General features: G+C 39.7%; 25 protein-coding genes and 1 pseudogene. 6 read left to right on the top strand and 20 right to left on the bottom strand.

Features of this window, described 5'->3' with window-relative positions; genetic code table 11:
- Positions 1 to 8: 8 nt before the first annotated feature.
- The 7 genes and pseudogenes from purN to purK all read right to left on the bottom strand — a co-directional run bounded on the left by purN (position 9) and on the right by purK (position 6,740).
- Positions 9 to 590 (bottom strand): phosphoribosylglycinamide formyltransferase, encoded by a 582-nt coding sequence (purN, locus tag E2K98_RS15020; RefSeq protein ID WP_133335423.1) that lies wholly within the window; start codon positions 588 to 590, stop codon positions 9 to 11.
- A complete protein-coding gene (purM, locus tag E2K98_RS15015) occupies positions 590 to 1,624 on the bottom strand; it encodes a phosphoribosylformylglycinamidine cyclo-ligase (protein WP_133335421.1) in 1,035 nt (344 codons plus the stop codon). The genes purN and purM overlap by 1 nt, the downstream gene beginning before the upstream one ends.
- Before the next feature lie 14 nt (positions 1,625 to 1,638).
- Positions 1,639 to 3,927 (bottom strand): phosphoribosylformylglycinamidine synthase subunit PurL, encoded by a 2,289-nt coding sequence (gene purL / locus E2K98_RS15010; protein WP_133335419.1) that lies wholly within the window; start codon positions 3,925 to 3,927, stop codon positions 1,639 to 1,641.
- The gene (gene purQ / locus E2K98_RS15005) at positions 3,914 to 4,597 is read right to left on the bottom strand and encodes a phosphoribosylformylglycinamidine synthase subunit PurQ (protein ID WP_133335417.1); all 684 of its coding nucleotides are present in this window, start codon (positions 4,595 to 4,597) and stop codon (positions 3,914 to 3,916) included. Before purQ ends, purL begins: the two co-directional genes overlap by 14 nt.
- A 1-nt stretch (position 4,598) precedes the next feature.
- Positions 4,599 to 4,853 carry a phosphoribosylformylglycinamidine synthase subunit PurS gene (gene purS, locus E2K98_RS15000; protein ID WP_133335415.1) on the bottom strand — a complete coding sequence of 85 codons (255 nt, stop codon included), beginning with the start codon at positions 4,851 to 4,853 and terminating at the stop codon, positions 4,599 to 4,601.
- Positions 4,846 to 5,565, bottom strand: coding sequence for a phosphoribosylaminoimidazolesuccinocarboxamide synthase (purC, locus tag E2K98_RS14995; protein ID WP_133335413.1), 720 nt, complete (start codon positions 5,563 to 5,565; stop codon positions 4,846 to 4,848). The genes purS and purC overlap by 8 nt, the downstream gene beginning before the upstream one ends.
- A 64-nt stretch (positions 5,566 to 5,629) precedes the next feature.
- A pseudogene (gene purK, locus E2K98_RS14990) lies at positions 5,630 to 6,740 on the bottom strand (5-(carboxyamino)imidazole ribonucleotide synthase).
- Positions 6,741 to 6,894: 154 nt separating this feature from the next.
- Here purK and purF point away from each other — a divergent pair.
- Positions 6,895 to 8,274, top strand: a complete 1,380-nt coding sequence (gene purF / locus E2K98_RS14985; RefSeq protein WP_133335411.1) for an amidophosphoribosyltransferase — start codon at positions 6,895 to 6,897, stop codon at positions 8,272 to 8,274.
- Between the two features lie 413 nt (positions 8,275 to 8,687).
- Positions 8,688 to 8,843: a hypothetical protein gene (locus E2K98_RS30975; RefSeq protein WP_165976282.1), complete on the top strand. Its 156-nt coding sequence runs from the start codon at positions 8,688 to 8,690 to the stop codon at positions 8,841 to 8,843.
- Between the two features lie 64 nt (positions 8,844 to 8,907).
- Here E2K98_RS30975 and E2K98_RS14980 read toward each other — a convergent pair whose 3' ends face one another.
- From E2K98_RS14980 to E2K98_RS14965, 4 genes are all read right to left on the bottom strand, one after another.
- Positions 8,908 to 9,990 carry an inorganic phosphate transporter gene (locus E2K98_RS14980; RefSeq protein ID WP_133335409.1) on the bottom strand — a complete coding sequence of 361 codons (1,083 nt, stop codon included), beginning with the start codon at positions 9,988 to 9,990 and terminating at the stop codon, positions 8,908 to 8,910.
- Positions 9,991 to 10,229: 239 nt separating this feature from the next.
- A complete protein-coding gene (gene ltrA, locus E2K98_RS14975) occupies positions 10,230 to 11,504 on the bottom strand; it encodes a group II intron reverse transcriptase/maturase (RefSeq protein ID WP_133335407.1) in 1,275 nt (424 codons plus the stop codon).
- Positions 11,505 to 12,060: 556 nt separating this feature from the next.
- A complete protein-coding gene (locus E2K98_RS14970; protein ID WP_133335405.1) occupies positions 12,061 to 12,561 on the bottom strand; it encodes a hypothetical protein in 501 nt (166 codons plus the stop codon).
- Between the two features lie 134 nt (positions 12,562 to 12,695).
- Positions 12,696 to 13,277: a hypothetical protein gene (locus tag E2K98_RS14965; RefSeq protein ID WP_133335403.1), complete on the bottom strand. Its 582-nt coding sequence runs from the start codon at positions 13,275 to 13,277 to the stop codon at positions 12,696 to 12,698.
- 180 nt (positions 13,278 to 13,457) lie between these two features.
- Between E2K98_RS14965 and E2K98_RS14960 the strand changes: the two genes are divergently transcribed.
- Both E2K98_RS14960 and E2K98_RS14955 read left to right on the top strand, forming a co-directional pair.
- On the top strand, positions 13,458 to 14,846 hold the full coding sequence (locus E2K98_RS14960) for a TldD/PmbA family protein (protein ID WP_133335401.1): 1,389 nt from the start codon (positions 13,458 to 13,460) through the stop codon (positions 14,844 to 14,846).
- Between the two features lie 3 nt (positions 14,847 to 14,849).
- Positions 14,850 to 16,193 carry a TldD/PmbA family protein gene (locus E2K98_RS14955; protein WP_133335399.1) on the top strand — a complete coding sequence of 448 codons (1,344 nt, stop codon included), beginning with the start codon at positions 14,850 to 14,852 and terminating at the stop codon, positions 16,191 to 16,193.
- Positions 16,194 to 16,257: 64 nt separating this feature from the next.
- Here E2K98_RS14955 and E2K98_RS14950 read toward each other — a convergent pair whose 3' ends face one another.
- From E2K98_RS14950 to E2K98_RS14940, 3 genes are all read right to left on the bottom strand, one after another.
- Positions 16,258 to 17,157, bottom strand: coding sequence for a TIGR01777 family oxidoreductase (locus E2K98_RS14950; RefSeq protein ID WP_133335397.1), 900 nt, complete (start codon positions 17,155 to 17,157; stop codon positions 16,258 to 16,260).
- Positions 17,158 to 17,237: 80 nt separating this feature from the next.
- Positions 17,238 to 17,663, bottom strand: coding sequence for a hypothetical protein (locus E2K98_RS14945; protein WP_133335395.1), 426 nt, complete (start codon positions 17,661 to 17,663; stop codon positions 17,238 to 17,240).
- A gap of 92 nt (positions 17,664 to 17,755) precedes the next feature.
- Positions 17,756 to 18,277 (bottom strand): DUF2179 domain-containing protein, encoded by a 522-nt coding sequence (locus tag E2K98_RS14940; protein ID WP_133335393.1) that lies wholly within the window; start codon positions 18,275 to 18,277, stop codon positions 17,756 to 17,758.
- Positions 18,278 to 18,453: 176 nt separating this feature from the next.
- Between E2K98_RS14940 and E2K98_RS14935 the strand changes: the two genes are divergently transcribed.
- Positions 18,454 to 18,657, top strand: coding sequence for a hypothetical protein (locus E2K98_RS14935; protein ID WP_133335391.1), 204 nt, complete (start codon positions 18,454 to 18,456; stop codon positions 18,655 to 18,657).
- A 7-nt stretch (positions 18,658 to 18,664) separates the two neighbouring features.
- On the opposite strand, the gene E2K98_RS14930 is transcribed toward E2K98_RS14935, so the two are convergent.
- The 3 genes from E2K98_RS14930 to E2K98_RS14920 form a co-directional block, all read right to left on the bottom strand.
- On the bottom strand, positions 18,665 to 19,138 hold the full coding sequence (locus E2K98_RS14930; protein ID WP_133335389.1) for a hypothetical protein: 474 nt from the start codon (positions 19,136 to 19,138) through the stop codon (positions 18,665 to 18,667).
- Positions 19,139 to 19,593: 455 nt separating this feature from the next.
- Positions 19,594 to 19,917, bottom strand: coding sequence for a hypothetical protein (locus E2K98_RS14925; protein ID WP_133335387.1), 324 nt, complete (start codon positions 19,915 to 19,917; stop codon positions 19,594 to 19,596).
- Between the two features lie 125 nt (positions 19,918 to 20,042).
- Complete coding sequence (locus E2K98_RS14920; protein ID WP_133335385.1) at positions 20,043 to 20,954, bottom strand: DMT family transporter; 912 nt, start codon at positions 20,952 to 20,954, stop codon at positions 20,043 to 20,045.
- A 243-nt stretch (positions 20,955 to 21,197) separates the two neighbouring features.
- Between E2K98_RS14920 and E2K98_RS14915 the strand changes: the two genes are divergently transcribed.
- A complete protein-coding gene (locus E2K98_RS14915; protein ID WP_165976281.1) occupies positions 21,198 to 22,223 on the top strand; it encodes an acyltransferase in 1,026 nt (341 codons plus the stop codon).
- A gap of 44 nt (positions 22,224 to 22,267) precedes the next feature.
- Here the strand turns inward: E2K98_RS14915 and E2K98_RS14910 are convergent, their stop codons facing one another.
- The 3 genes from E2K98_RS14910 to E2K98_RS14900 form a co-directional block, all read right to left on the bottom strand.
- Positions 22,268 to 23,776 carry a DHA2 family efflux MFS transporter permease subunit gene (locus E2K98_RS14910; protein ID WP_133335381.1) on the bottom strand — a complete coding sequence of 503 codons (1,509 nt, stop codon included), beginning with the start codon at positions 23,774 to 23,776 and terminating at the stop codon, positions 22,268 to 22,270.
- Between the two features lie 217 nt (positions 23,777 to 23,993).
- On the bottom strand, positions 23,994 to 25,163 hold the full coding sequence (trpB, locus tag E2K98_RS14905) for a tryptophan synthase subunit beta (protein WP_133335379.1): 1,170 nt from the start codon (positions 25,161 to 25,163) through the stop codon (positions 23,994 to 23,996).
- Between the two features lie 393 nt (positions 25,164 to 25,556).
- Complete coding sequence (locus tag E2K98_RS14900; protein WP_026572934.1) at positions 25,557 to 26,507, bottom strand: ribose-phosphate diphosphokinase; 951 nt, start codon at positions 26,505 to 26,507, stop codon at positions 25,557 to 25,559.
- Between the last annotated feature and the right edge of the window lie 59 nt (positions 26,508 to 26,566).

The following is a 26,566-nucleotide window of genomic DNA, read 5'->3' as shown; positions in this document are numbered from 1 at the left end:
TGCTGGTTTCATATCGTTGTTTCCTTATTAGCAAGACTTTGGATCACTTCTGGTAATAATCGGTGCTCAATCTCCTGAATTTTGATTGTTAATGTTTCTCTTGTCATGGACATAGTGACGGGAACGGACTCCTGAGCAATGATTGGTCCTGTATCCATGCCTTCATCTACAAAATGAACAGTTACCCCCGTCACCTTTACCCCATAATCAAGCGCTTGACCAATGGCATCTTTTCCTTTAAATGCAGGTAATAAGGATGGGTGGACATTAATAATTTTTCCATCATAAGCCTTTAGCAAAACAGGTCCCAGCAATCTCATATATCCTGCTAAAACGATAAAATCCACCTGGTGGTTGGTTAATTTCTCAAGAACCTCTTGTTCATAGGTAAGTTTGTCCGGATAATCCTTTGCTTGAAAACTAAACACTGGGATCGATGCATTTTTTGCTTTCGTGACTGCAAGTGCATTGGGGTTATCACTGACTAACAAAACTACTTCCACGTTTTTTATTTTTTTTAATTGAATGGATTCCAGAATCGCTTCAAAATTGCTTCCTGTTCCAGAAGCAAAAACGGCAATTTTCATGATTACTCCTTCTTGAACACGACGTCTTCGGTCCCTCTTTGCACTGTTCCAATCACAGATGCAGCTTCCCCTAGCCCTTGAAAGTGGTCTAAAATAGCCTGAGAATCCTTAGTGTCAACGACTAAAATCATACCAATTCCCATATTAAAAGTACGAAACATATCATAGTCTGAAATATTTCCTGTCTCTTGGATAAAGGTAAAAATCTTTGGAATACTCCATGAACCATCGTAAATTTCAGCTTGCAGACCACGTGGAAGAATGCGGGGGATATTATCGTAAAAGCCACCCCCTGTAACATGTACCATTCCATGGACAGGAAATTTCTTTATCGTGGAAAGAACAGATTTTACATAAATTTTAGTGGGTTCCAGTAATACTGCACCTAATTGTGCACCCAATTTTTCGACATAGTCTGTTAAGGAGAGTTTTGCATCATCTAATAGAACTTTACGGACAAGAGAAAAGCCATTGCTATGTACACCACTAGAGGCTAAACCAATTAGCACTTGACCCTCTTTTACTTTTGATCCATCGATAAGGTGTTTTTGATCGACCATCCCTACAGTAAACCCGGCAATATCGTATTCTTCATTCTGATACATCCCTGGCATTTCAGCCGTCTCTCCGCCAATTAACGCACATCCTGCCTGTAGGCATCCTTCTGCAATCCCTTTGACAATGGCTTCAATTTTATCCGGAATGATCTTGTCGCAAGCAAGATAGTCGAGGAAAAAAAGAGGCTCAGCCCCTTGGACAACTACATCATTTACACACATGGCAACGGCATCAATTCCAATTGTGTCATGCTTGTCCATTGCAAAGGCAATTTTTAGTTTTGTCCCAACCCCATCTGTCCCAGAGACAAAAATTGGTTCCTCGATTTCCAGCAGGTTCGGTTTAAACAGTGCACCAAACCCTCCTAACCCAGTTAAAACTTCCGGTCGGAACGTCGTTTTTACATGCTTTTTCATTCGTTCAACGGCTTCATTACCCGCATCAATATCGACTCCGGCATTGCGGTAGGCATCACTCATTTTGATTCACTCCTTTACGATAAACTTGCAGAAATGTCTTGTGTGTTCAGCTTTTTTAATCGATTTGAATGCATGATATCCGGAATAGCATTCTTCCAGGATTCGGAGAGTTCAGCAATTGGCTGTGAAATGACGATTTGCCCATTATGTGAAATCGACAGTTCTTTTCCTCTTACCTTGCCGATTTCCATTATTGGAACCTGCATTAATTTCGCGATTTCTTGTACTTTTTCGACGTGTTCCTTTAAGACAGAAAGAACAATTCGAGATTGAGTTTCACTAAACAGGGAGATGTCTGTTCGCAGTTCATCCGTTATTTGAATTTCTGCGCCACTATTCCCGCTAATGCAGCTTTCAGCTATCGCAACAGCTAATCCTCCTTCAGCAGCATCATGGGCTGACTGAACAAGACCCTCTTGAATTGTCTTGAGTGTAAAAGCTTGGATGTTTCGTTCTAACGCAAGATTTAATTGAGGCGGGCGTCCTTCAATTTTTCCTGTCACTAATTTTTGATATTCAGACCCGCCAATCTCCGCTTTCGTTTCACCGACTAAAAAGATTAAATCCCCGTCTTTTTTAAATTCCTGTGTTGTTATATGTTCGACATCCTTAATTAAGCCCACCATCCCAATGGTTGGTGTAGGAAAGATCGCTTCTCCATTTGATTCGTTATAGAGACTGACGTTACCGCCAATGACCGGAGTATTCAGCTGCCGGCAGGCTTCACTAATGCCATCTGCTGCTTTTTCGAACTGCCAGAAGATTTCCGGTTTTTCCGGGCTGCCAAAATTTAAATTATCCGTTATAGCAAGTGGTTCAGCACCGGAACAAACGACGTTGCGAGCTGCTTCTGCTACGGCAATGGCGCCTCCAGTAAAGGGATCAAGATACACATATCTTCCATTGCAATCTGTCGTCATCGCCAAAGCTTTCCGTGTTCCACGGATCGCCACAACTGCCGCATCGGATCCTGGTATGACAGCGGTATTGGTTCTGACCATATAATCATACTGCTGATATACCCATTCTTTGCTGGCAATTGTTGGGGATGCTAACAGTTGTTTCAATATTGAGTTAAAGTCCTTTGGCTTTTCAAATTGTGCGGCAGGGTCCAATGATGCGTATTTTTCATAATAAGGAGCCACTTTAGAGGGCTTACAATACACAGGAGCATCTTCCGCCAGCTTATCCGCAGGAATTTCTGCCACTACTTCTCCTTGATGTAGGATTCGAAGTTGATTATCATCGGTAACTCTTCCAATTACAGCAGAATGGAGTCCCCATTTGTTAAAAATCTTTTCTACGTCCTCTTCTTTTCCTTTTTTTGCAACGACCAGCATTCGTTCTTGAGATTCCGATAACATCATTTCGTAAGCACTCATTCCTTTTTCCCGTTGTGGAACAAGGTCAAGGTTTAATTCAATGCCATTTCCTGCTTTGCTGGCCATTTCAGAACTGGAGCTGGTTAATCCTGCTGCTCCCATATCTTGAATCCCGACAACATGGCCAGAGGCAATCAATTCTATTGTAGCTTCCAGTAACAACTTTTCCATAAAGGGGTCGCCAACTTGAACAGCTGGTCGTTTGGCCTCGGAATTTTCGCTTAACTCCTCTGAGGCGAAGGTAGCCCCATGGATCCCATCTCTTCCGGTAGCTGCGCCGACATAGATGACAGGATTCCCAATCCCTTTTGCCACACCTTTTTGTATTTGATCATGGTCGATTAATCCGACACACATCGCATTTACCAGGGGGTTTCCCTCATAAGAGGAATCAAAGTAAATCTCTCCTCCTACCGTTGGAATCCCCATACAATTTCCATATCCAGCGATCCCCGCAACAACATTCTCAAATAAATATTTGGTTTTTGGGTTATCTAATTCACCGAAACGAAGTGAATTTAATAAAGCAATGGGACGGGCACCCATTGAGAACACATCACGGATGATTCCTCCTACACCTGTAGCTGCTCCTTGATAGGGTTCAATCGCAGAGGGATGATTATGACTTTCAATTTTAAAGACAACCGCTTGTTGGTCTCCAATGTCTACGATCCCAGCTCCTTCTCCAGGTCCTTGAAGAACGTGGGGACTAGAAGTGGGAAATCTTCTTAAAACTACCTTCGAATTTTTATAACTGCAATGCTCAGACCACATTACACTAAAAATTCCCGTTTCAGTATAATTAGGTTTTTGGCCGAGTATTTCGATCACTTTGTCAAATTCTTCGTCTGTCAAGCCCATTTCTCGATAAAGTTTTTGTTCGTAAATTTGCTCCGGGGTTGGTTCGTTATGCTGTTCCATTTTGTTTCCTCCAGTAACTTAATATAGATGAAAACATGCGTTTGCCGTCATCAGACCCCAGCCATTTATGAACCGCACGTTCCGGATGGGGCATTAATCCTAAAACATTTCCTCTTTGATTGATGATCCCGGCAATTTCAGAAACTGAACCATTCGGATTCTTTCCTTCATATCGGAAAACAATTTGTTTATTTTTTTCTAACTCATTTAAGGTATCCTCATTACAATAATAGTTTCCGTCTCCATGGGCAATCGGAATACGAATCTTCTCCCCTTCCTCATATTCTAAAGTGAATGGAGTTTGGTTATTTTCGACGATGAGATTAATGGTTTCACAATGGAATTTTAAACGCTGGTTTCTCCTTAACGCACCCGGTAACAGACCCGCTTCTGTTAAAATTTGAAACCCATTACAAACTCCAAGAACCAACTTTCCCGATTCCGCGGCAATCTTGACTTGCTCCATTGCTGGAGATAAACTTGCCACTGCACCAGGACGCAAATAATCTCCATAAGAGAATCCCCCTGGAACAAGGATTCCATCATATTTAGATAGGTCCGTTTCCAGATGCCATACGTACTCTACTGGTTGTTCAATCGTATCAACAACAGCCTTATACATATCCACGTCACAGTTCGAACCAGGAAAAACAAGTACAGCAAAGTTCACTTTAATTTTCTCCCTTCCTTAGCTCAAACCTATAGTCTTCAATGACCGTGTTGGCTAACAGCTTTTCACACATATCCCTAACCCGTTCCTCTGCCATTTTATGATCCTCACTATTAACTTCAAGCTCCATATATTTTCCGATTCGTACTTCTCCAACCTCATCATACCCCAGTGAATGTAGAGATTCGTGAACCGCATTTCCTTGTGGATCCAAAACGCTTTCCCGTAAAGTTACATAGACAATTGCTTTAAACACCAACAGTACCCCCAATTCTTCGTAGAATTTCTTGATAGGCTTCTTTAACGTTACCTAAATCTCTTCTGAACCGATCTTTATCTAATTTTTCCTTTGTGCTGGCATCCCAGAACCTACAGGTATCCGGGGAAATTTCATCAGCTAAAATAATCTCACCTTCTAGAGTTTTTCCGAATTCCAATTTAAAATCGACCAAGATAAGGTCTTTCATTTTGAGAAATTCTTGTAAAATTTTATTAATTTTCAGAGCTTGGTTTCGAATTTTGGTTAAGTCCGATTCTGAAGTCAACCCAAGTAGGGCAATGTGATCATTGTTAATGATAGGGTCTCCCAGTTCATCATTTTTGTAGTAGTATTCCACTATGGCTTGCGGGAGCTCCTTCCCTTCCTCCCATCCCAGTCTTTTAGCGAGTGATCCGGCTGCGATGTTCCGAACCACAACTTCTATTGGAATGATCTCAACTTGTAAGACAATTTGTTCTGTTCCCGAAATTCGTTGAACAAAATGATTGTTTACCCCTTTTTCCTTTAATAGGCTAAGAAAAATCGCACTAATCTCGTTATTCATTGTTCCTTTACCGGCAATCTTCCCCTTTTTTTCTCCATTAAAGGCTGTGGCATCATCTTTATATTCAATCCAACATTTTCCCGATTCGGATGTCTTGAACACTTTTTTAGCTTTACCTTCGTAAAGCATTTCTAATTTTTCCATCTTTTCTCTCCTTTTACTGGTCAATTGGGGAGGATCTATTCTATGAGTCCCAGATTTGCATTTTTTAAATTTGTTGAAAGATTACTTCAAGTGAAGGACCTAAAAAATTTATATGCCCCATTTTCCTGTTCTCTTTTGATTCCTTTTTTCCATACAAATGGAGTTTGGCTGTTGAAGGGAGCTGTTTCAGGTTATCTGACACTTTGCTCAAATGTTGACCTAATATATTCACCATAATAATTGGACTTAAAAGAGTAGTATCTCCTAAGGGCAGTCCGCATATTGCCCGAATATGTTGTTCAAACTGTGAGGTTACACATGCATCCATGGAATAATGACCGGAATTATGAGGTCTTGGGGCTAGCTCATTAACTAAAATATCACCATCCTTCGTAAGAAACATTTCTATAGCAATTAAACCTACTGCTTTTAGTGATTCGGCCACTTCCAAAGCAACTTTCTCTGCCTGTTTCCTTTGCTCCTCAGTAATTCTTGCAGGGACAATAGATTGATGAAGGATATTGTTAATATGAATATTTTCAGCTACTGGGAATGTTTTTGCTTGTCCTGCTAAATTCCTAGCGACAATCACAGATAGTTCCTTACTAAATGAAATAAATTGTTCCACGATCATTTCTACACCTGAATTTTTTAATGCCTCAACTGCAATGGGTATTTGATCCTTTTCATGAAATACCCATTGTCCTTTTCCATCATAACCCCCTGTCGCGGTTTTCATGACACAGGGAAAGCCAAAGCGATCAACAGCAGTGTGGATATCCTTTTCAGATTGAATCACTATAAAGGGCAACAGGCACATCGTTTGACTGTAACGTAGATTTTTCACGAATTCGGTTTTGTGTGATTTGAAGGAGCTTGCTTCCCTGTGGAACAAAGGACGTTGTTTCTAAAATTGAAGCTAAATGGGAATCAACATTTTCAAATTCGTATGTAATGACGTCTGAAGCGTTTGCTAGTTCCTTTGCCGCATTTAGCACCGAAAAGGAAGCGATAATTTGGCGATCGGCTGCTTGTCCGCAGGGAGAGTCAGGCGTCGGGTCCAAAGTAATAAATCGATACCCCATATTTCTTCCCGCAATCGAAATCATTCTTCCCAGCTGTCCCCCGCCTAAAATACCAATCGTAGAGCCAGGTTTAATTACTTTCACCAATATTCCCTCCTCCAAAAGTAAATGTTTATTTTTAGACTTCCCGCAATACCTGATTATACTTTTTCAATCTCAATAATCTTTAAATGTAAAATCAAAAAGGATAGAAATTCTCCCTACGCCCAAAATAAAGAAATGATGTCAATAGGAGGAAGGCAAGATGATTTCGGAAATGCAGGAGAAATGCGGGGTATTTGGAGTCTTTAATCACCCTAAAGCAGCTGATTTAACTTATTATGGACTTCATGCTCTTCAGCATCGCGGTCAGGAAAGTGCGGGGATCGTAGCAAGTGATGGAAAATCATTCAGGCATCATCGAGGAATGGGATTGGTTACTCAAGTATTTAGTCGTAAGATCCTTGATGGCCTCACCGGAAATATGGCCATTGGCCATGTGCGCTATTCCACCTCTGGAGAAAGCTTACTGCAAAATGCACAACCCCTTGTCTTTAAATACAGCGAAGGAAATTTAGCGGTAGCTCATAATGGAAACCTTGTGAATGCAAGATTTGAAAGAGATGTCCTGCAACAGCAAGGAAGCATCTTTCAAACCACAACAGATACTGAAATTATTGCTCATTTAATTGCTCGATCAAGTAAAAAATATTTTGCCCAAGCGGGACCTGATGTTCTCAAGCGGCTTGACGGTTCTTTTGCTGTACTCATTATGACGGAAAAACAAATGTTAATTGGCCTGGACCGTCACGGATTAAGGCCGCTTAGTCTTGGGAAAATTGGGGATTCCATTATCGCCGCTTCTGAAACATGCGCGTTAAATGCAGTTGATGCCAAGTTTTGGAGAGATGTTGAACCAGGTGAATGGCTTCTTGTTGATGAAACTGGGGTTCAAACAGGAAGGTTTGCCGCAAAAGGTGACATCTCCCTTTGTTCCTTTGAATTTGTTTATTTTGCCCGTGCTGATAGTGTCATTCAGGGAAGAAGTGTATTAGCCATTCGAAAGGAATTAGGACAAATTTTAGCCAAAGAACATCCAATAGAAGCAGATGTTGTGGTTGCCGTCCCGGAATCGAGTGTCCCAGCCGCCCTCGGTTTTTCTGGGCAATCAGGAATTCCATATGAAATGGGAATCATCAAAAACCCATATGCAGGTCGTTCATTTATTGAACCCACTCAGGAATTGCGAGATTTGGCGGTTCGACTGAAATTAAGCGCTGTACAAGAAATTTTAGAAGGAAAAAGAGTAGTTTTAGTAGATGATTCGATTGTTCGGGGAACGACAAGTAAGCGGATTGTTGATTTGATTCGACAAGCGGGTGCCAAGGAAGTCCATGTTCGAATTAGTTCACCAATGGTAAAAAGCCCCTGTTTTTATGGCGTGGATATGCCGACAAAAGAAGAGTTATTTGCGAACAAGCATGAACATGAGCAAGCAATGGGACAAGTCATCGGCGCAGATACCTTAGCCTTTTTAAGCACCGAAGGATTATTGGAGGCAGTAGATGTAGATCTCGCAGAAACAAGCAGTCGCTGTATCGCTTGCTTTAGTGGGGCATATCCAACCAAATTGTACTTGAAATGAAGTTCCGGTTAAGATAAATAAGCTTTGAGAGTACTGACAAGGACTCATAGTGCCCGTTTCTTGAAAAAATTAAGCTTCACGGGCACTGACAAGGTCTCATAGTGCCCGTTTCTTGGAAAAATCAGGCTTCACGGGCATTGACGAGGTCTCATAGTCCCCGTTTCTTGGAAAAATCAAGCTAGACAACCCATAACGATCCATCCTAGTTCTCAAAATAATAATATTTTAAAATTTATTAATTCATTGTTCACATAAATTCAGTATGATTATTTTGAGTAAACGAACCAATACCCAATGAAGGAGGAGATTAAGCCATCGCGCGCTGGATTTTTATTTGTTTGGAGATACATCACCCCCTGATATTTACACATAATAAAAAAGGTCAAATTTAAAAATGAAATGGGGGGAACGGGATGTCTAAGCAGGGAATGAAAAATAGGGATCAAACGCGAGAGCAAATTGAGAAACAGGACAATAGAAATGACATTGAATTAGGCAGTGAATTTCAAATTGGAAATTCAAGCTTTCAAAGCCAGAAAAAAAGTGGTAAACAAGTAAATAAAAAATAGTAAAAAAGCCTCATTCTACAGGGAATGAGGCTTAAAAAATTATATTTCATTTACTCCTAACTGGTTAGATTCCCCCGCCCTCATCATGAGTCGTACTGTTCTCCTTTCGGACGTTGGCATAAAGACTTAATACACCTAATCCGGCAATAAAGGTACTCAAGATGATGAAAATATTATACATATTGCCTTGAATAAAGAGATTAACGAGCAGATAGGAAATCACTAGGGACGCCAACGGTGAAATCAACCAGACCTTTAAGATCTTTTGGATGACAGATTTTTGCCAAATCCCAAACCCTTTTTGGGATACGCCTATTCCTAAAATCCCGCAAGTGGTTACCTGTGTCAGCGGAATTGGTAATCCGAATAGTGAGGCAACTGTCACAAGCGCTCCTCCAGTAAACGAAACGGCGCTCCCTTCCAATAACGAGAGTTTGGTGATTTTCTTTCCGTTTGTTTCAATAACTCGACCACCCAATAATATGGCGCCTATAGCAACAAATAGTCCGCCAATCCAAATTCCCTTATTTGCAGACAGCATTCCGGCGCCAACAAGCGGTCCAACGGCGTTGGCTACATTATTCATTCCGGCAGAAAATGCTTCAAAACAGCCTCCTATTACGAGTAATAGCGCCAGCCATTTTTTCCATTTTCCGTGCTTGGTCAGCCCAATCCACCGCTTTTCAGCCTTGGAGATTAGTTTTCCAAGGAAAAATGTGATAAAGAAAGAGACGAGTGGAACAATGACCCAAAATGAAACAATAACTATAAGGCTATCAAAATACAATTTTTTATAAGCAATTCCGGCACCGACGATCGCACCAACTGTTACCTCACTAGTTGATAGCGGGATTCCCATAAGATTGGCGATAAATAGGGTTAATGTTGCTCCGCAAAGTATGAGGGCGACCATTTCAATACTGAGTATCGAAGTCGGAATAATTCCTTTTCCAATTGTTTTGACGACTTCGCCACCACCAAGTACTGCGCCAAGAAAGGCTGCTAGTGCCACAAGAATCATCGCCAATCGCTTATTCTTTATGGCTCCTGCTCCATACGGAGAACCCATGGATGCAGCTGTCCCGCTGGCCCCGATATTCATGGCAAAAAAGAATGCGATGATAAATGCTATGTATGTCCAAAACATCTCAATCTCCCCTTATGCTTCATTTTAAAATTCCTAATGTTTTGAACTTTAATTCATACTAATCAGATAGGAATAATTTATATGAAGATTATTATACAGTCCCATTCAGCAATAATCAATTAGGAAAATTCAAATGTTGGGGAATTTTTTAAAAATAATCGAGTAGAGGGAAAATAAGTTGATTATTTTCGCCCCTCTCACAACACCGTACGTACGGTTCGCGTATACGGCGTTTCAATTTATATTAAAGTGTGTACTTTTAGATAATGTTCTAAAGCAGAGGGTAATCCCCTCTGCTTTAGTCTTTTGTTTGAAATTGCTCTTTGAACAACTTTCGATAATCCTATATACCGGTAACCTCTTCGGCAGAAGGTTAATCCTTTCGCTTCTTGCTCAGGAATCCCTAATTGAATAAGCGATTTTATTTGTTTCTTTGGTACCTTCCATTGCTTCCATATGATAACTCTAATTCTGGAGCGAAGCTTCTTATCTATCTCAGTCATCGCTTTTTTCATATTCGAGATTCTAAAGTAATTAACCCACCCAAGTATGACTTGTTTTAGTTTTAAAATTCGGTAGTCTAGCGGAACGCTCCAATTTCGCTTTGTTAATTTTCGAAGCTTCCTTTGAAATTTTTGTATTGACGTAAAATGGGGTTTTGCTTGGTATTTCTCATTCTTAGAATCGTAATAATATCCAAATCCCAAGAATTTCAGATCTTTTGGACGGGAGATTTTACTCTTTTCTGCATTGACTATTAACGCTAATTTACTTTCTATAAATCTCACGATTGATTCCATCACTCTATTCGCTGCTTTCTCACTCTTCACGAAGATTAGGGCGTCATCAGCGTATCTCACGAATTGGAGTCCTCTACTTTCAAGCTCCTTATCCAGTTCGTTTAACATAATATTACTCAGCAGTGGGCTTAGGTTTCCTCCTTGCGGAGTTCCAACTGGTGTTTCTTCGTATTTCCCATTCACCATAACTCCACTGACAAGATACTTCCTTATTAGGGAAATGACATCTCCATCATCTATTGTATTAGAGATGATTCGCATGAGTTTATCGTGATGGACTGTATCGAAGAATCTTTCCAGGTCAATGTCTACCACCCAATCGTATCCATCATTTAGAAATTCCAAGCTTTTTATAATAGCCATCTCACAACTTCTTTTTGGTCTAAAGCCGTAACTGAACTCACTGAACTGCTTTTCAAATATCGGACTGAGAACTTGATGAATGGCTTGTTGAACTACTCTATCCACTACTGTTGGTATTCCCAACTTGCGCATCTTGCCATTTTCTTTTGGGATTTCCACTCTTAAGGCAGCCTGTGGTTGGTATTTTCTTGTTCTGATGCGCTGACGTAGCTCATCCTTGTTCTCTCTCAGATATTGCTTTAGTTCTTCGACTGTTACTCCATCAACCCCACTCGCGCCTTTATTTTTATAGACACGCAGGTACGCTTCGTTCATATTTTGATTACTAATAATCTGTTCTAAAAGTTCCACACTCGTTTCTCCTTCCCTCTCACGTAGTAAGTGATAGCTCCATTTTGGTTAGCCTTTGAGATACGCTCATACTTTCACCATTAATACATTCGGAGTACGTCACTTACGCATTCGTGGTGTTGAAACACTATAAATTGTTCAGCCCTTCATGAAATAATTTCACTACTACGGCTTCTGCTGACTTCTTGCGGCTAACCTTTTTCGACTGTACTCCCGTACATCCGCAAGACCTCCCAGGGTAAGACAACTATCTTTCCTCTTTTACTCGCCTGATTTACTTTACAAAGTTACGTACATCTTTTAGGACTTTGACTTGTTATGGAGCCTCACCCTTTTATAAAGCCTTAATATCAGATTTCTGTTCGTCGAGCCAAGATTTTATTCCACGCTTCCTCCAGCCCTTACCTCACGGTAAGTACCTTGCGCTTCCTTAGTGGTTAGTCGATGTGTACCCCCACAGTGGACTTTCACCACCTAGATAGTTGCCATGCCTGGCACACATAAAAAAAACACGCTTTAATCAGCGTGCTCCAATTTAAAATATCGATATAGTTATTTAAGATTCCAGCTTTTTCCTAAAATCACAAATGAATTCCTTAAATATTTCATTTAAGCTTGCTTTTTTTTGTCCTTTTAACCATTCGACTTGGTCAATTGGCAGTCTTAGTTTTAAACTAATATCTTCGTCCGGCATTTCCACTCTTCTGATTTCTTCTATTGTTATGCCCTCTTCAATATTCGGAAACCAGGAATCATTTTCGTTTATTCGATGGAAATCTCCATACTCATCAATATCATCCAGTTCGCAGAACAAATTAAGCTGCGGCAATCCGCCTGACAGGATTTTAACATGCATAATTGAATTAATGATTCTACCATCCTTTAATTCTATTTCCATTATGAGCGTTTCTTCTTTTTTATATTTTTTTATAACCACTTCACTGACAATCAAATCTAACTCTAGAGTAACCCCTGCACTGCTTTCAAAAATATAAATGGCGCTTTTAAAAACATGGATCTCTTCACCATCCACTTTTACCGACTTGACACGAACCATAGACAATTCCTCCATACAGCTGTTCCATCCAATTGCATTTGATAAATCTAATTTTATAACAAAAAATGATGCATCTTCAAAGAAAAAATAAAAACCTCACTAGTTAAAAAGGCTAGTAAGGTTCTTATAAAGAACTATTTTTCAATAAATGTATTATTAGATGTTGCAATCTTAGTAGATGCTCGACTTAGAACGATTTTTGAGACAATAAACCCAAGAATAATTGCTACTACTAGAGTAATGATGGAGCCCAATAAAGCGATTTTCATCGCCATTAAAAATAATATGGCAAGTGTCAGCATCGTCATAATCAAAACAGAATTCCAAAGGACACGGTCTCTGACTTTTTCAATTAAACCCGAAGAAGGTACCTCATTGGTTTCAGTAATTGCAGCGCTTAATACCGCTTTTAAGCGGCGCAAATTAATGATTGGGCCCATAAACGTCATAATGATTAATGCTGCAAGCGAAAAATCAACCCACGGTTTCCCCCATCCCCATGTGGAAATCACAAGGTAAAGGCCGAGCAGTAGAATCAAAATAACACTAAAAGGCAGCAGGCCATCAAGTTTCACAGCTAACGCGGACCAAATTCGTATGTAGTCCGTTTTTGTAGAATGGAGCATGGCGATCATCGCTGTTAAGGTGATTCCTACTGCGGCAAACATGATGACCGCACCTAAAATATGTAGAAATAAAACAAAGTTGTACAACAAAACTCCAAATCCTCCTTTTGTATGATTACTTTTTTATTATATATAACACACATATGGTAGAAAAGTCCCTTTTCTAAAAAAATGTATTTTTACCAAAATAGCGCATTTCCTTTGTATGATTAAGAGATTAACACATATAATCAAAGAGGATACAAATCTTTTAATTCGAAGGGGGACCCTATGCTTAGTAAATCTTTAATTGAAGACGTACTCACAGCTGCTTTGTCTACTGGTGGTGACTTTTCAGAAATCTTTGTGGAGGATCGCTTCACCAGTAATATGTCACTGCGGAGCGGTAGAGTCGAAACCTGCCTCTCCGGCCGTGACTTTGGGATTGGCATTCGTGTGTTTAAAGGATTTCAAAGTGTTTATGCCTATACAACAGATTTTCGAAAAGATAGCCTTTTAAAAGCAGCCAAAAATGCCGCACAAGCTATTAGCGGAAATTCAATCATCCAACCTGCCCCTTTCATCCAAGAATCCTTCGAATCCAGTCATCCAGTTTATCTTCTGCCCCTAGAGGTAGATAAATCAAGAAAAATCACCATTATGAAAAATGCTTTTGATACCGCAAAAAACTATCACTCTAGTATTTCACAAGTCACCGTCCGATATATGGATGAAGAACAAAATGTTCTAATTGCCAATTCCGAAGGTAAATTCATTGAAGATAAACGGGTCCGCTCCAGGCTTGCCATCCAGGCTGTAGCCGTAAGGGACAACCAAATGGAAACAGGCTTCTACGGTCCAGGTGCCCATCAAGGCTTTGAATTTTTTGAAAACCTAAACCTGGACCACTATGCAAAAGAGGCATCTCGAATGGCCTTGACGATGCTAGATGCCAGTCCATGTCCAAGCGGAAAATTCCCAGTGATTATCGATAATGAATTTGGCGGTGTTATTTTTCACGAGGCTTGCGGACATGGATTAGAAGCAACTGCTGTAGCGAAAAACAATTCCGTTTTCGCAAACCGCATTGGGGAACGGGTTGCACCGGAAATTGTTACATATATTGATGACGGAACACTGCAAAATGAGTGGGGCTCAATCAATATTGATGATGAAGGTGAAAAAGCCCGAAAAAATATCCTTATTGAAAATGGTATTTTAAAAGGCTATTTAATTGATAAGTTTAATTCACGAAGGATGGGAATGGAATCAACAGGGTCCGGAAGAAGACAATCCTTCCGTTTTGCCCCTACCTCTCGGATGACCAACACGTATATTGCTCCGGGAAAATCAACGCCAGAAGAAATCATTGCTAACACCGAACATGGCATTTATACAAAATATATGGGCGGCGGACAGGTCAATCCGGCAACAGGTGATTACAACTTTGCCGTTGCGGAAGCGTACGAAGTAAAAAATGGAAAACTCGGAAAACCGCTAAAGGGTGCAACCTTAATCGGAAATGGCCCGAAAACCTTACAGCTTGTTGATATGGTTGGGAAAAATTTGGGACATGGTGCCGGAATGTGCGGTGCCTCAAGTGGAAGTATCCCAGTAAATGTAGGCCAGCCAATGATACGGGTAAGCGAAATGACGGTCGGCGGGACAAAGGGGGAATAAAGAATGAACATTCAAGAATTCCAAGCAAAGCTATTTTCACAAGCAGTATGCAGTGGTTTTACAGATGTTGAGATTTATTATGAAAACAAGGAAATATTCGGCTGTCAGGTTTTCAAAGGTGAAATCGACCAATACGAAATTGCAGAAGATAGTGGCGTTTCTTTCCGTGGAATCATAAATGGAAAAATGGGCTATGCCTATTCCGAGAAATTAGATGATGCCTCGATCCCTTTTTTGATTGAGAATGCAAAGGAAAATGCTCGTTTGGTGCAGGAGGATGAAGTGGAAGAAATCTTTGCCGGAAGTGCTCAGTATGAAAAAGCTAGCTTTTACTCTTCATCCTTGAATGAGGTAACTGCTGCTGAAAAAATCCAATTAATTAAAGAGATTGAACGTGAAATCTATGCTGTTGATCCAAGGATTGTAGCAACAGATTATTGTATGGTCCGAACTGAATCAATGACAAAAAATCTGATTAATAATAAGGGCCTGTCCTTAAGCGATAAAATGAATCACATAACCGTCATGGTCGAAGTGATTGTGAAAGATGGCGAGGAAACGAAAACCTCATTTGAATTTGTTGTTACCAAGGATTTTCATAGCTTGAATGCCAAGGAAATCGCCAAAAAAGCTGCAGATGAAGCACTCTCACAGCTAGGCTCAAGGAATATCGAAAGCAAAGATTATCCAGTCCTTTTGAGAAATGATGCTGCAGCGCATCTGTTGGCGACTTATGCTGCTAATTTTTCTGCAGAAAATACACAAGCGGGGATTTCTTCTTTAAAAGATAAGCTCGGGAAGCAAATTGCTACTGATAAGATCACGATTGTCGATCATCCATTCTTAGAGGATGGTCTCGCAAGTCGAACATTTGATAGCGAGGGTGTGGCATCTACGAGAGTAACATTGGTAGAGGAAGGTATTTTACATTCCCTGCTGCATAATCAGAAAACAGCCAAAAAGGATTCGACTGTTACAACAGGTCATGCCCATAAAGATTCCTATAAGAGTGCGGTCAAAGTGGGGCCATCGAATTTATATATTGAGCCCGCCCATTCATCGTTTGATGAATTGCTTGCTGCCATGGGAGAAGGTGTTTTGATCACTGGTCTATCAGGCTTGCATTCTGGCGCGAATACAGTTTCAGGCGATTTTTCACTTGCAGCGAATGGGTACTATGTGAAGGATGGCAAGATTGCATTCCCAGTAAATCTAATGACGATTGCCGGGAATTTTTATCAGCTGCTACAGGACGTTGAAGAAATCGGATCAGATTTAACCTTTCCGCTGACGCCAGTAGGATCCCCCTCGATATTGGTGAAGTCGTTGTCGGTAACAGTGGAATAATTTTGGAGGTCAGTTTTGAAGTCAGTCCCCCGCCGCGTTAATACGGTGGGGGACTGACTTTTTCTTAATAGAATAAATCCCTTAAAGCAGATTCGAGTGTCGGAAACTTGAACTCAAAACCTTCATTCGTCAATACCTTAGGTAAAACATGTTGACCTTCAAGAACAAGCGAGCTTTTTTTCCCAAGAGCTGCCTTCATTAATAAGGCAGGTACAGGAAACCAATGCGGACGATGTAAAACAGCTCCAATCGTCTTGCCGAAATCTTTCATCCTTTTTGGATTTGGTGCGGTAACATTAACAGGACCATTCAAACGATTGTTTTCAATCGCAAAAACAATCGCATGGACAACATCCGTTATATGTACCCATGAAACCCACTGCACACCCGAACCAACTGTACCTCCCATGAATAACCGATAAGGCAACGCCATAAGAGGAAGCGCTCCTCCCTCATTTCCAAGAACAACGCCAAATCTCATAAAAACTGTACGAATTCCATGCTCCATCATCGTAGCCGCTTTTCTTTCCCAATCATGAACGGTTCGGCCAAGAAAGTCATTGGCCACCTCCGTTGATTTTTCGGTATAAACAGTATCATGGGACGGAGGGTAAATTCCAATCGCACTTGCATTGATAAAAACAGATGGCTTTTCTGAAAGAGCCTCAACTATTCTTAACAACTCAGCAGTCGCTGTCATTCGGCTTTCATAGATTTGCCGTTGGTGATTTTCCGTCCAGCGGCCATCATTGATCGATACACCCGCAAGATTAATCACCACGTCTACCCCGCCAATTTCTTTTTCTGGGGACGAACCTTCCTTAATCCATTGAACAAACTTTATGGTACCTTCTGATTGCTTCCCTTTTCTTGTCAAAATAATGATATCATGGCCCTTTTTAAAAAGAAGCTCCGTTAATTTTTGTCCCACAAACCCTGAACCGCCTGCAATAAGAATTTTCATTGTTTCACTCCTATCAAGATTCGATTCTAATAGAATCTCTTTCTCTGTACCCATTGTAAAATAAAAACGGCCAGCAACGATTATTTTTGCTGACTATTTTTTCGTTCTTTTAAAATGGCTTGAATGATTTCAATATGAACAGCGGCCCACGATTTTTCGTAAAAGTGGATGATTACGCTATATAGGAGGATAACCAATGAAATAATCGCGAAAATCGCCCACACCATACTATGGTCTTGAAAAACAAAATCTTGCAATTGTTTTGCAAATATGACTAACAGCCAGGGAATCGTTGAAACAAGAATCGGGATCATCCCTGACCCATTTTTCTCCTTAATCATACAATAATAAATTCTTTTTAACGTCTCAGTATCAATACCATGATAAAAATTTTGAATACCCTCTATTTCTAAAAGCCTTTTTAATTCTTTAAATGATGGATCAAATTTCGAGGCTTTTTTTAATTGAAGGTATATTTTATGGGCATCCCCGCGAAGTGAAAACATATTCCTATCCTCTTTCTTCCAACATAGTTCCTTTACTAAAGGCTTTGCAAATATGTTTTCATTTATTCAAAATTATCCTTCACATGAATTTACTAAAGTGTTCCTTTGCCCCAAAAGCCTTCTTGGAAATTTTTTAATTCATAAGAAATGACGAAAGCATTCGGTGACATTTTATTAATCACTTTTACCACTTTTTGTTCATGCCTGCGCTTCACCAATACCTGAATTACGGTACGCCTTCCACTTTTTTCATCAGCTGTCCAAGATGCAACCCCATAGCCTTGACTCTTAAGTGCACGTGGGAGCTCAAAATCGTATGGATTGACTATGGCTTGTACCGTTACATAGCCCAAAGCAAGGTATTCTTCAATTTTACCTCCTAAATAAACACCGAGGCCCCAACCCAAACAATAGGCGACCATATTGACTGGATCTTTAAGGTTGTCCAGAATAATCGTTAAACCTACCAAATAAACATACACTTCCAACATCGAAATGATTGAGGCCCATACCTTCTGACCTTTGATCACAAGTAACATCCGTAATGTAAAGAAGGTCACATAGAGAATATTAATCACAATAATGATGAAGATAATTGGTTCAAAGCCAAACAAAATAACACCCCCACATTCCTACCTTATTATTTCTTCAAAGAAAACATGCTTTTTCTAAGAAATGAACAGTAATGATGGGGGTGTTTTTTAACATGAAATTTACAAAATTTTTATAGGGTTTGATACATTTTTGCTGAATTGTATACGTATGAAATAATTAAAGGGGGAATTGAAGAATGAAATGTCAAAGAACCTATTTTCTGATTGATGATTTAGTATTCGAAGTTAGAAAGCCAGAAATTACCGTTAAACAAATTCAAAAAACACAGATTAAAATTGAAAATGAAGAATACAAACTCCTTCGAAAACATTTCGATGAACATATATTTAATATTGAAAAAACACCAGATGGATGGTTAATAACCGAGAGAACGAATTAACAATGGATTATACTTTCGTTTTTAGAATAGAGTCCACGGTCATTTTCATTGTATAAATCACAGTTTTCTTATAACGTGCTGCTAAAAGCAACACTCTTATTTGTTCGGATCTGGATAGATTTTTAAACCGGGGCTCTTGTTTCAAAAAAGACCGAAAAATTGACCAGCTAGGAGGCATTAAAGGAAAGTCATCTAGGGGTTGTTTGTTCCACAAGCGATAAAACCAGGAGATTACTCTATCGGAACTAGTTTTATCAACAATACATGGCGCATAAATATTTTTAGTGTGTTTTTTCAGGGATTCGAATCGATCTTGTCCGCTAACAATAATGTAAGTCCCATCTTTCCGGCTTTTTTTGACCACTAAAACATACATGCAGTCCCACATTAGTCTTTGAAGTTTCTTTATATGCTCCGTAATTTTCTGTGATAAATCCGGTTTGATTTTGTTTAGTGGGATATACTGGATGGTGAATTTCATAAACATCCCCTCCTGTTAGTAAACATGTAATTCTCTACAATTTTTTGAAGTATCACATCAGTGCAGAGTATTGGTTTCAATGCGATCCTTTTAATGGCAATGAATGAGTCACAGCCCCTTTAAATATATGTATGAATTGGGCGCATGTCACATACGAAGTAACGATGAAAATATGTTTTTATAAAAATGGCTTTGTTAAAGAACAATCTTGATTTTTAAACAAAGTTGATTGGAGCGGAAGGTGCGAGACTCCTGCGGGAGCAGCGGGACAGGTGAGACCCCACAGGCGCTAAAGCGCCGAGGATGCTCACCGCCCGCCCCGCGGAAAGCGAGCATCCTGGAGCGGAAATCAACAACCACGTTTAACACAGCCATAAAAATAAATAGCAACCCTTCCTAATAGAAGAATCGCTACAGTAACAAATTGGGAGATGAGAGATAATCTATCGACGTGATTATTCCTTAATTTCTTTGATTTGTTCCCGAATTTTCTCAAGGTCTTTTAAGGACAGGTCGCCGAGGGATTTTTTAATTTCTTCCTCTATAACTTTTTTGTTACTTTCTCGATGTTGATCCCACCAGCTGCGAAGACCTTCCGTGCTGTCCAATAGGTATTCAATATCCATTTCTTCTAAATCATCATCCGTTAGATATTCCATGACAGCAGCTAACATTCGGGAAAGTTTTTCTGCTTCATCCTCATTTTCTTCTTCAGTTGGAAAAGTAACAATGGTTTCCTCGTCAGATGCTTCGGCATTTTGCACAGTTTTTCTTGGCATTGTGACCCTCCTTACTATTTTTCAATAGTATGACCATTAAAAAGTAATTCAACAAAGGAATACCTATTCTGGTGATTAGCGACCTTTATCTTGATACAAACGAAGATTGGATCGTTTACTTAATCTCATGCATCAAAAGTGATTGGCTCCTTCGTATTGAGTTCATGTTTTTTTCCAGAATGGTTTACAAAATAAATACTAATCACAATAAGAATTAAACCGACCAAAAGGGAATAAGTGAATTTTTCTCCCAAAAATACAGTACCAACTAAGACAGCGATAAGTGGAACAAGAAAGGTGAACGAGGCTACTTTTGTTGCCTCACCCGAATTGACTAATTTAAAATAAAGGATATAGGCTGCTGCTACCCCTAAAATGGACCCGTACGATAAACCGAACAGGTACTTTCCATTCCAAACGATACTTGACCAATCTTCCGTAACAATCCCTATCCCGGTAAGCACCATTCCACCGATTAGAGACTGCATGCCCACCATCCACAAAGAGTCTACCTTATGGCTTACTTTTTTCACATAAATGACACCAATTGCCCAAAAAATCGCTGTTGCCAGAGCTAAAACAATCCCTAAGATCGAGACATGTCCCGTAAATCCTTCCGAACTAACTGCAGCAACACCTAAAAAGCCCACAACCAGCCCGGTAATTTTAATAATGGACATTTTCTCTCCTAACCACAGCCAGCCCAGCAGTCCAATTAAAACCGGCTGGAAATAGACGAGCACGGAGAACAATCCTCCCGGCAAAAAATTCAAGCCAATCGTTTGTAATCCAAAAAAGAGAAACGTATTTAATAGGGCAGAAATGAAATAAGTTCTCCAGTTTTCACGCCACTTTATTTTTTTCCATTGTGGAATCAAAATGGTGGATAATAATATTCCTCCAATAAGTGGGCGCATCCCCGCGAATAATATTGGCGGGGTATAAGCTAATGCTACTTTATATAGAGGCCAGCTAAAGCCCCAAATCAATACTAAACCTGCAATGGCTGCAAATGTTTTTGGTGAAAATCTTCTCATTATTTATCCTCCCCCTTTATACCTTTGGAACCAGCCTAAGCTTTTTCTACTTATATTTTGCTCTCATCGTCTGAGTTTAAAAAGTTTTTTATTTAATTTACTACCTCTTCAAATATGAATTTATCACTTTAAAGTTATAAATTCACCAAATTCGACTCACATCACCATAACGATAAACATAATCCATACTGAATTGGACAAAATATAAGGACTACTTGTTTGAACAAACAGAGGGGCATGACAATGGAAAGAAATTATGCAATCGACTTTATTAAATTTTTTGCAATAGCAGCCGTCGTTGTCATTCATACATTCCCTAGTGACCATGAGCTCGGATACTTCATTCTAGATAACTTTTCCAGGTTTGCTGTACCTTTTTTCTTTGCAGCCTCAGGATATTTGTTTGGACTTAAAATAATAAATAACCCTAAATCAATCGAATATTTTAAAAAATACGTTATAAAAATCCTAAAGATTTATTTCAGCTGGTTACTTTTTTATGTTTTATATGATGTTTTTCAAATTTATATAGACAAAGGATACCATAGCCACGAATTAGAAAAATATATCGAGAACTTAACTCCTCTAAATCTCCTATACTATGGCGAAGGTACAAGCGGATATCAATTGTGGTTTGTCATCTCTCTTGCTTGGAGCATTGCCCTATTATATCTATTCTACAGGCTAAAAAAAATTAGGATTTTATTAATCCTTAGTCTTTGTTTAAATATAGTGGGTCTTTTTGGTCAAGGATACTCGCAATTTTTAGAAATTCCCATTGACAGCACCCGGGACGCACTATTCATTGGTCTATTTTATACAACAATTGGATTTTGGTTTGCTTCTGCTTCCCCTTTCCAACAGTCTAAAAAAGTAGAAATTAAAACCTATCTTTTTTTCTTTTTCCTATTCTTTGCCCTTCAACTTTCTGAAGGATACTGGCTCGAAAAGGTGTTATCTGCCAAGCATGGCGAGTATTTTTTCTCCACGATCCTTTTAACCATTTTTTTGTTTTTGTTTACAATCAAAAATCAACAAGTTGGTAAGGGAATGTTGATCACCAAAATAGGCGGCAACGCTTTAGGAATTTATACGATTCATGTGTTATTTATTGATATCGACGACTTTATATTTCACAAATTTGGCATTGGGAATATGACCCATGATCTAACATTAAACCTAATTGATGCTTTTCTTGTTTTTTCAATGTCGTATATTACCTACAACTTTATTCAATATACTAAAACCCGACAACTTTTTGGTAAGTAATAAAAAAGCTTGCAATGGATGCAAGCTTTTTTCGTTTCAATCCATTATTGTGCTTGTGGGACCTTTTTTATAACTTTTCTTCTAATTGGCTCTTCTTGCTCTCTTCCGGGTTTTCTTTTTTTAATAAAGAAGGCCAAAATAAAGGCTGCAATCGTTAAATAGGTAGCAATCATAAAGGCATCGTCAATTCCCATTACCGTTCCCTGTTTGATCGCCAGTGCCATATGAATTTTATCAGTTGGTGAAATTTGATTTTGACTCATAATCGTCTCCACATGGCTTTTCCCATTATTCGTCATAATGGAAACGAAAAAGGCCATTCCGACAGCCCCGGCAACCATTCTTAACGTATTTACCATTGCCGTGCCGTATTTATTTAAACTAAGTCCTAAATCATTCAAACCAGCTGTAAAAATTGGCATCATCAAGAGCGAAATTCCAAACATCCTGATGGTATACACCCATATTACATAAGAAAACGATGTATCTGTATGAAGTCTGGTCAATGCATAGGTGGTAAGGATGGTGATCGCTAAACCAACAATCGCTAACCATCTTGCACCATATTTATCAAAAAGCTTCCCTGTGATTGGCGACATAATCCCCATTACCACACCGCCCGGGAGTAGCATAAAACCTGCTTCAAGCGGGCTGAAGCCATGAATATTTTGCATATAGATTGGCATTAAAATCATTCCTGAGAACATGGCCATTGTCACAATCACGTTAATAATCGTCGTTAATGTAAACATCTTATACTTAAAGATTCTAAATTCTAAAATTGGATGCCCCACTGTTAGCTGACGCCATACAAACAGGATTAGGCTGATTCCCCCTACAATAAACAAGGTAATCACCTCAGGATCAGACCACCCTTTTGTTCCTCCAGTGGTGAATCCATAAAGAATTCCGCCAAATCCTATCGTTGATAAAATTACACCGAGCACGTCGAGTTTTGGACGGCTTGTTTCTGTTACATTTTTCACAAGAAAAATCGCAATAAAAAAGTCTATTAGTGCAATTGGGGCAATGATATAAAACATCACATGCCACGAATACGTTTCAATAATCCATCCAGCCCATGTTGGACCGATCGCTGGAGCAAAGTTCAATGCAACCCCAAAGATTCCCATGGCAAATCCACGACGTTCCAAAGGGAAGATGGTAAAAATAACATTCGTAATGAGTGGAAAAAGAATTCCGGCACCTATTGCCTGAACAACACGGCCTACTAAAATAACGGAAAAAGATGGTGCAATCGCACAGATAAAGGTTCCAACTGAAAAAATACCCATTGAAAATAAAAATAATTGCCTGGTTGTAAATCTTTGCATTAAAAATGCAGTGATCGGGATTACAATTCCGTTTGTTAACATGAAAATAGTACTTAACCAGTTTGCAGTAGCAGCTGAAATTTGAAAGGAATTCATAATTTGCGGCAATGCGACATTAATGACTGTTTGATTTAAAAAAGCGACAAACGCTCCAGCTATCAAAACAGCAAAAATGGGTGCGGTCCGAAGCGATGGTTGCGAAGATTTTGTGGTGTCCAAGTAAAAATTCCCCCCTTGATTTTATTATAAGAAAACGAGTCCCTGTTAGGTTACCCAAACACAAATGAACTTTACTACTATATTGGGTTAATAGGATTTTGTCAAACTAGTTGCTTTCTACAAGCAAATGCCTGAAATTTTGTAATTGTTGATGAAAACGATAAATAACAAAAGAAAAATCCCTATTCTGGGATTCTCCTTTTGTTTAGAATTTCTGTTAGTTTTTTTTCAACATATGAAATACTTGTTCTACATCCTTATCGCCACGCCCTGATAAATTCACAATCAAAATATCGTCTTTTGTGAGTTCCTTTGCCAATTTAATTGCATGGGCAACAGCATGAGAGCTTTCTAAAGCAGGGATAATCCCTTCTGTTTTAGATAAAATTTGGAAGGCCTCCAATGCTTCTTGTCCTGTTGCTGTCACATATTCAGCTCTGCCGCTAACCTTTAAGTGGCTGTGTTCGGGACCAACACCCGGATAATCCAGGCCTGCCGCAATGGAATAGGTTGGTTGAGGCTCCCCTTTCTCATCGAGCAAAGTGAGACATTTGAAACCATGAATGACCGCCGGTACTCCTTCTGTTAAAGTAGGAGCTTCCTTTGGTTCTACACCAATCAAACGCACATCTTTTTCGTCGATATAATGAGCAAACGCTCCGATTGCATTGCTTCCACCGCCGGCACAGGCAATAACAGCTGTAGGCAGCTTCCCTTCCTGCTCAAGGATTTGGCGTTTTGACTCTTCACTAATAATTGATTGGAAATGCTTCACCATGGTTGGGTATGGATGCGGACCGACCGCAGAGCCAAGCAAGTAAAAAGTATTTTTATAGTTTTGCACTAAATCCCCTAAAGCTTCATCAACTGCATCTTTAAGGCGGCCCTGTCCTTTCTCGACAGGAACAACTTTAGCACCCAATAATTCCATGCGGAAAACATTTAATGCCTGGCGCTCCGTATCAAGCTTACCCATGTAGATGATACATTCCATATCGAACATTGCACATGCCGTTGCGGTTGCAACCCCGTGCTGCCCGGCGCCTGTTTCGGCGATGATTCTTTTTACACCCATTCGTTTCGCAAGCAGAATTTGTCCAATGGCATTATTAATTTTATGGGCACCGGTATGGTTTAAATCTTCCCGTTTTAAGTAGATTTTCGCTCCGCCAATTTTCCGCGTTAGGTTTTCAGCATATGTAAGCGGATTTTCACGACCAATATATTGCTTTAGGTAAAATTTAAATTCTTCCTGAAATTCAGGATCATCTTTATAGCGCAAAAATTGTTCCTCTAATTGATCCATTACCACTTGGAGATCCTTCGGAATAAAACTTCCTCCGAATTCCCCGAAATACCCTTTTTTATCTGTGCTCAAGCTCGTCATACTCAACTCGTCTCCTTCTCTACTTTTTGAATTATTATACTTTATTTAAGTGAATTTTCCAACTATTTTGGCGTCTGACCCACTACTTTAAGCGTTAAATTAATGACTCTGTTAAACTTGGTTGTTGATTTCCGCTCTAGGCGCATGCGGTTCGTGGGCGGACCGGGGAGCCTCCTCGTCGCTTCGCTCCTGTGGGGTCTCCCCTGCCCCGTACTCCCACAGGACATTGAATTACATCCTCGAATCCGCCCACGCACGAAGAAAATGCGTTAGCATTTTCGAGGAGTCTTCGCGCCTTCCGCTCCAATCAACGTTGCTCAAAAATCATTATTGTCCTTTAACACAGCAAATTAAAAAAGGCATCCCGATTTAATTTCAGGATACCTTTTTACCTTATTCAAATAACGGACTAACTGCTTTTTCGTTATGGATCCGATCAATTGCTTCTGCAAGCAACGGAGCAACGGATAAAACCGTAATTTTATCAATTTGCTTTTCTTTTGGCAGATCAATGGTGTTCGTGACAACTAATTCTTTAATCGGTGAGGCTTCGATTCTGCTAATAGCTGGACCTGAGAGAACCGGATGCGTGCAGCAGGCATAAACCGCCTTGGCCCCCGCCTCTATCAATGCATTCGCTGATAACGTAATGTTCGATGCCGTGTCGACTAAACCGTCAATAATAATCGCATTTTTCCCTTCCACATTCCCAATAATGTTCAAGACTTCAGACACATTGGATTCAGGATTCCTGCGGTCAATTAAGGCAATCGGTGCGTTTAATGGGCTGGCTAGTTTTCTCGCTTTCACCACTACTCCATTATGTGGAGCAACCACGACAACATCTTCCAATTGTTTTTTCATAAAATACTCGGCAAGAATCGGAATACCTGTTAAGTGATCCACTGGAATGTCAAAGAAGCCCTGTTCCTGTGGAGAATGGAAGTCAATGGTAAGTAACCGTGTAGCTCCCGCTTTTTGTAAAAGATTCGCAATCAGCTTCGCCGTAATCGGTTCCCGCGAACGAGCTTTGCGGTCTTGACGGGCATAACTGTAATAAGGCATGACCACATTAATTCTTTTTGCAGAAGCTCTCTTCATGGCATCAATCATAATGAGGAGCTCCATAATATGTTCATTGTTTGGCTGTGATGTAGATTGGACTAAATATACATAACCACCACGGACACTCTCTTGTACATGTATTTGAATTTCACCATCACTAAATCGAGTAGTGGAGTTTTTCCCTAGTTCGCAGCCCAAAAGATCCGCCACTTCATTTGCCAGCTTAGGATTTGAATTTAATGAAAACATTTTAAATTTCTTATGCAGTTGATACGTCACCTTTAATCCTCCATGCTTTGTTTCGTCATTTAAAAACCTTTGTCCAACATCTTATTTTA

This window comes from Bacillus salipaludis, assembly GCF_004358205.1.
Note: the sequence above shows the minus strand (reverse complement) of the source record. Positions and strands in the feature narration are given on the sequence as shown.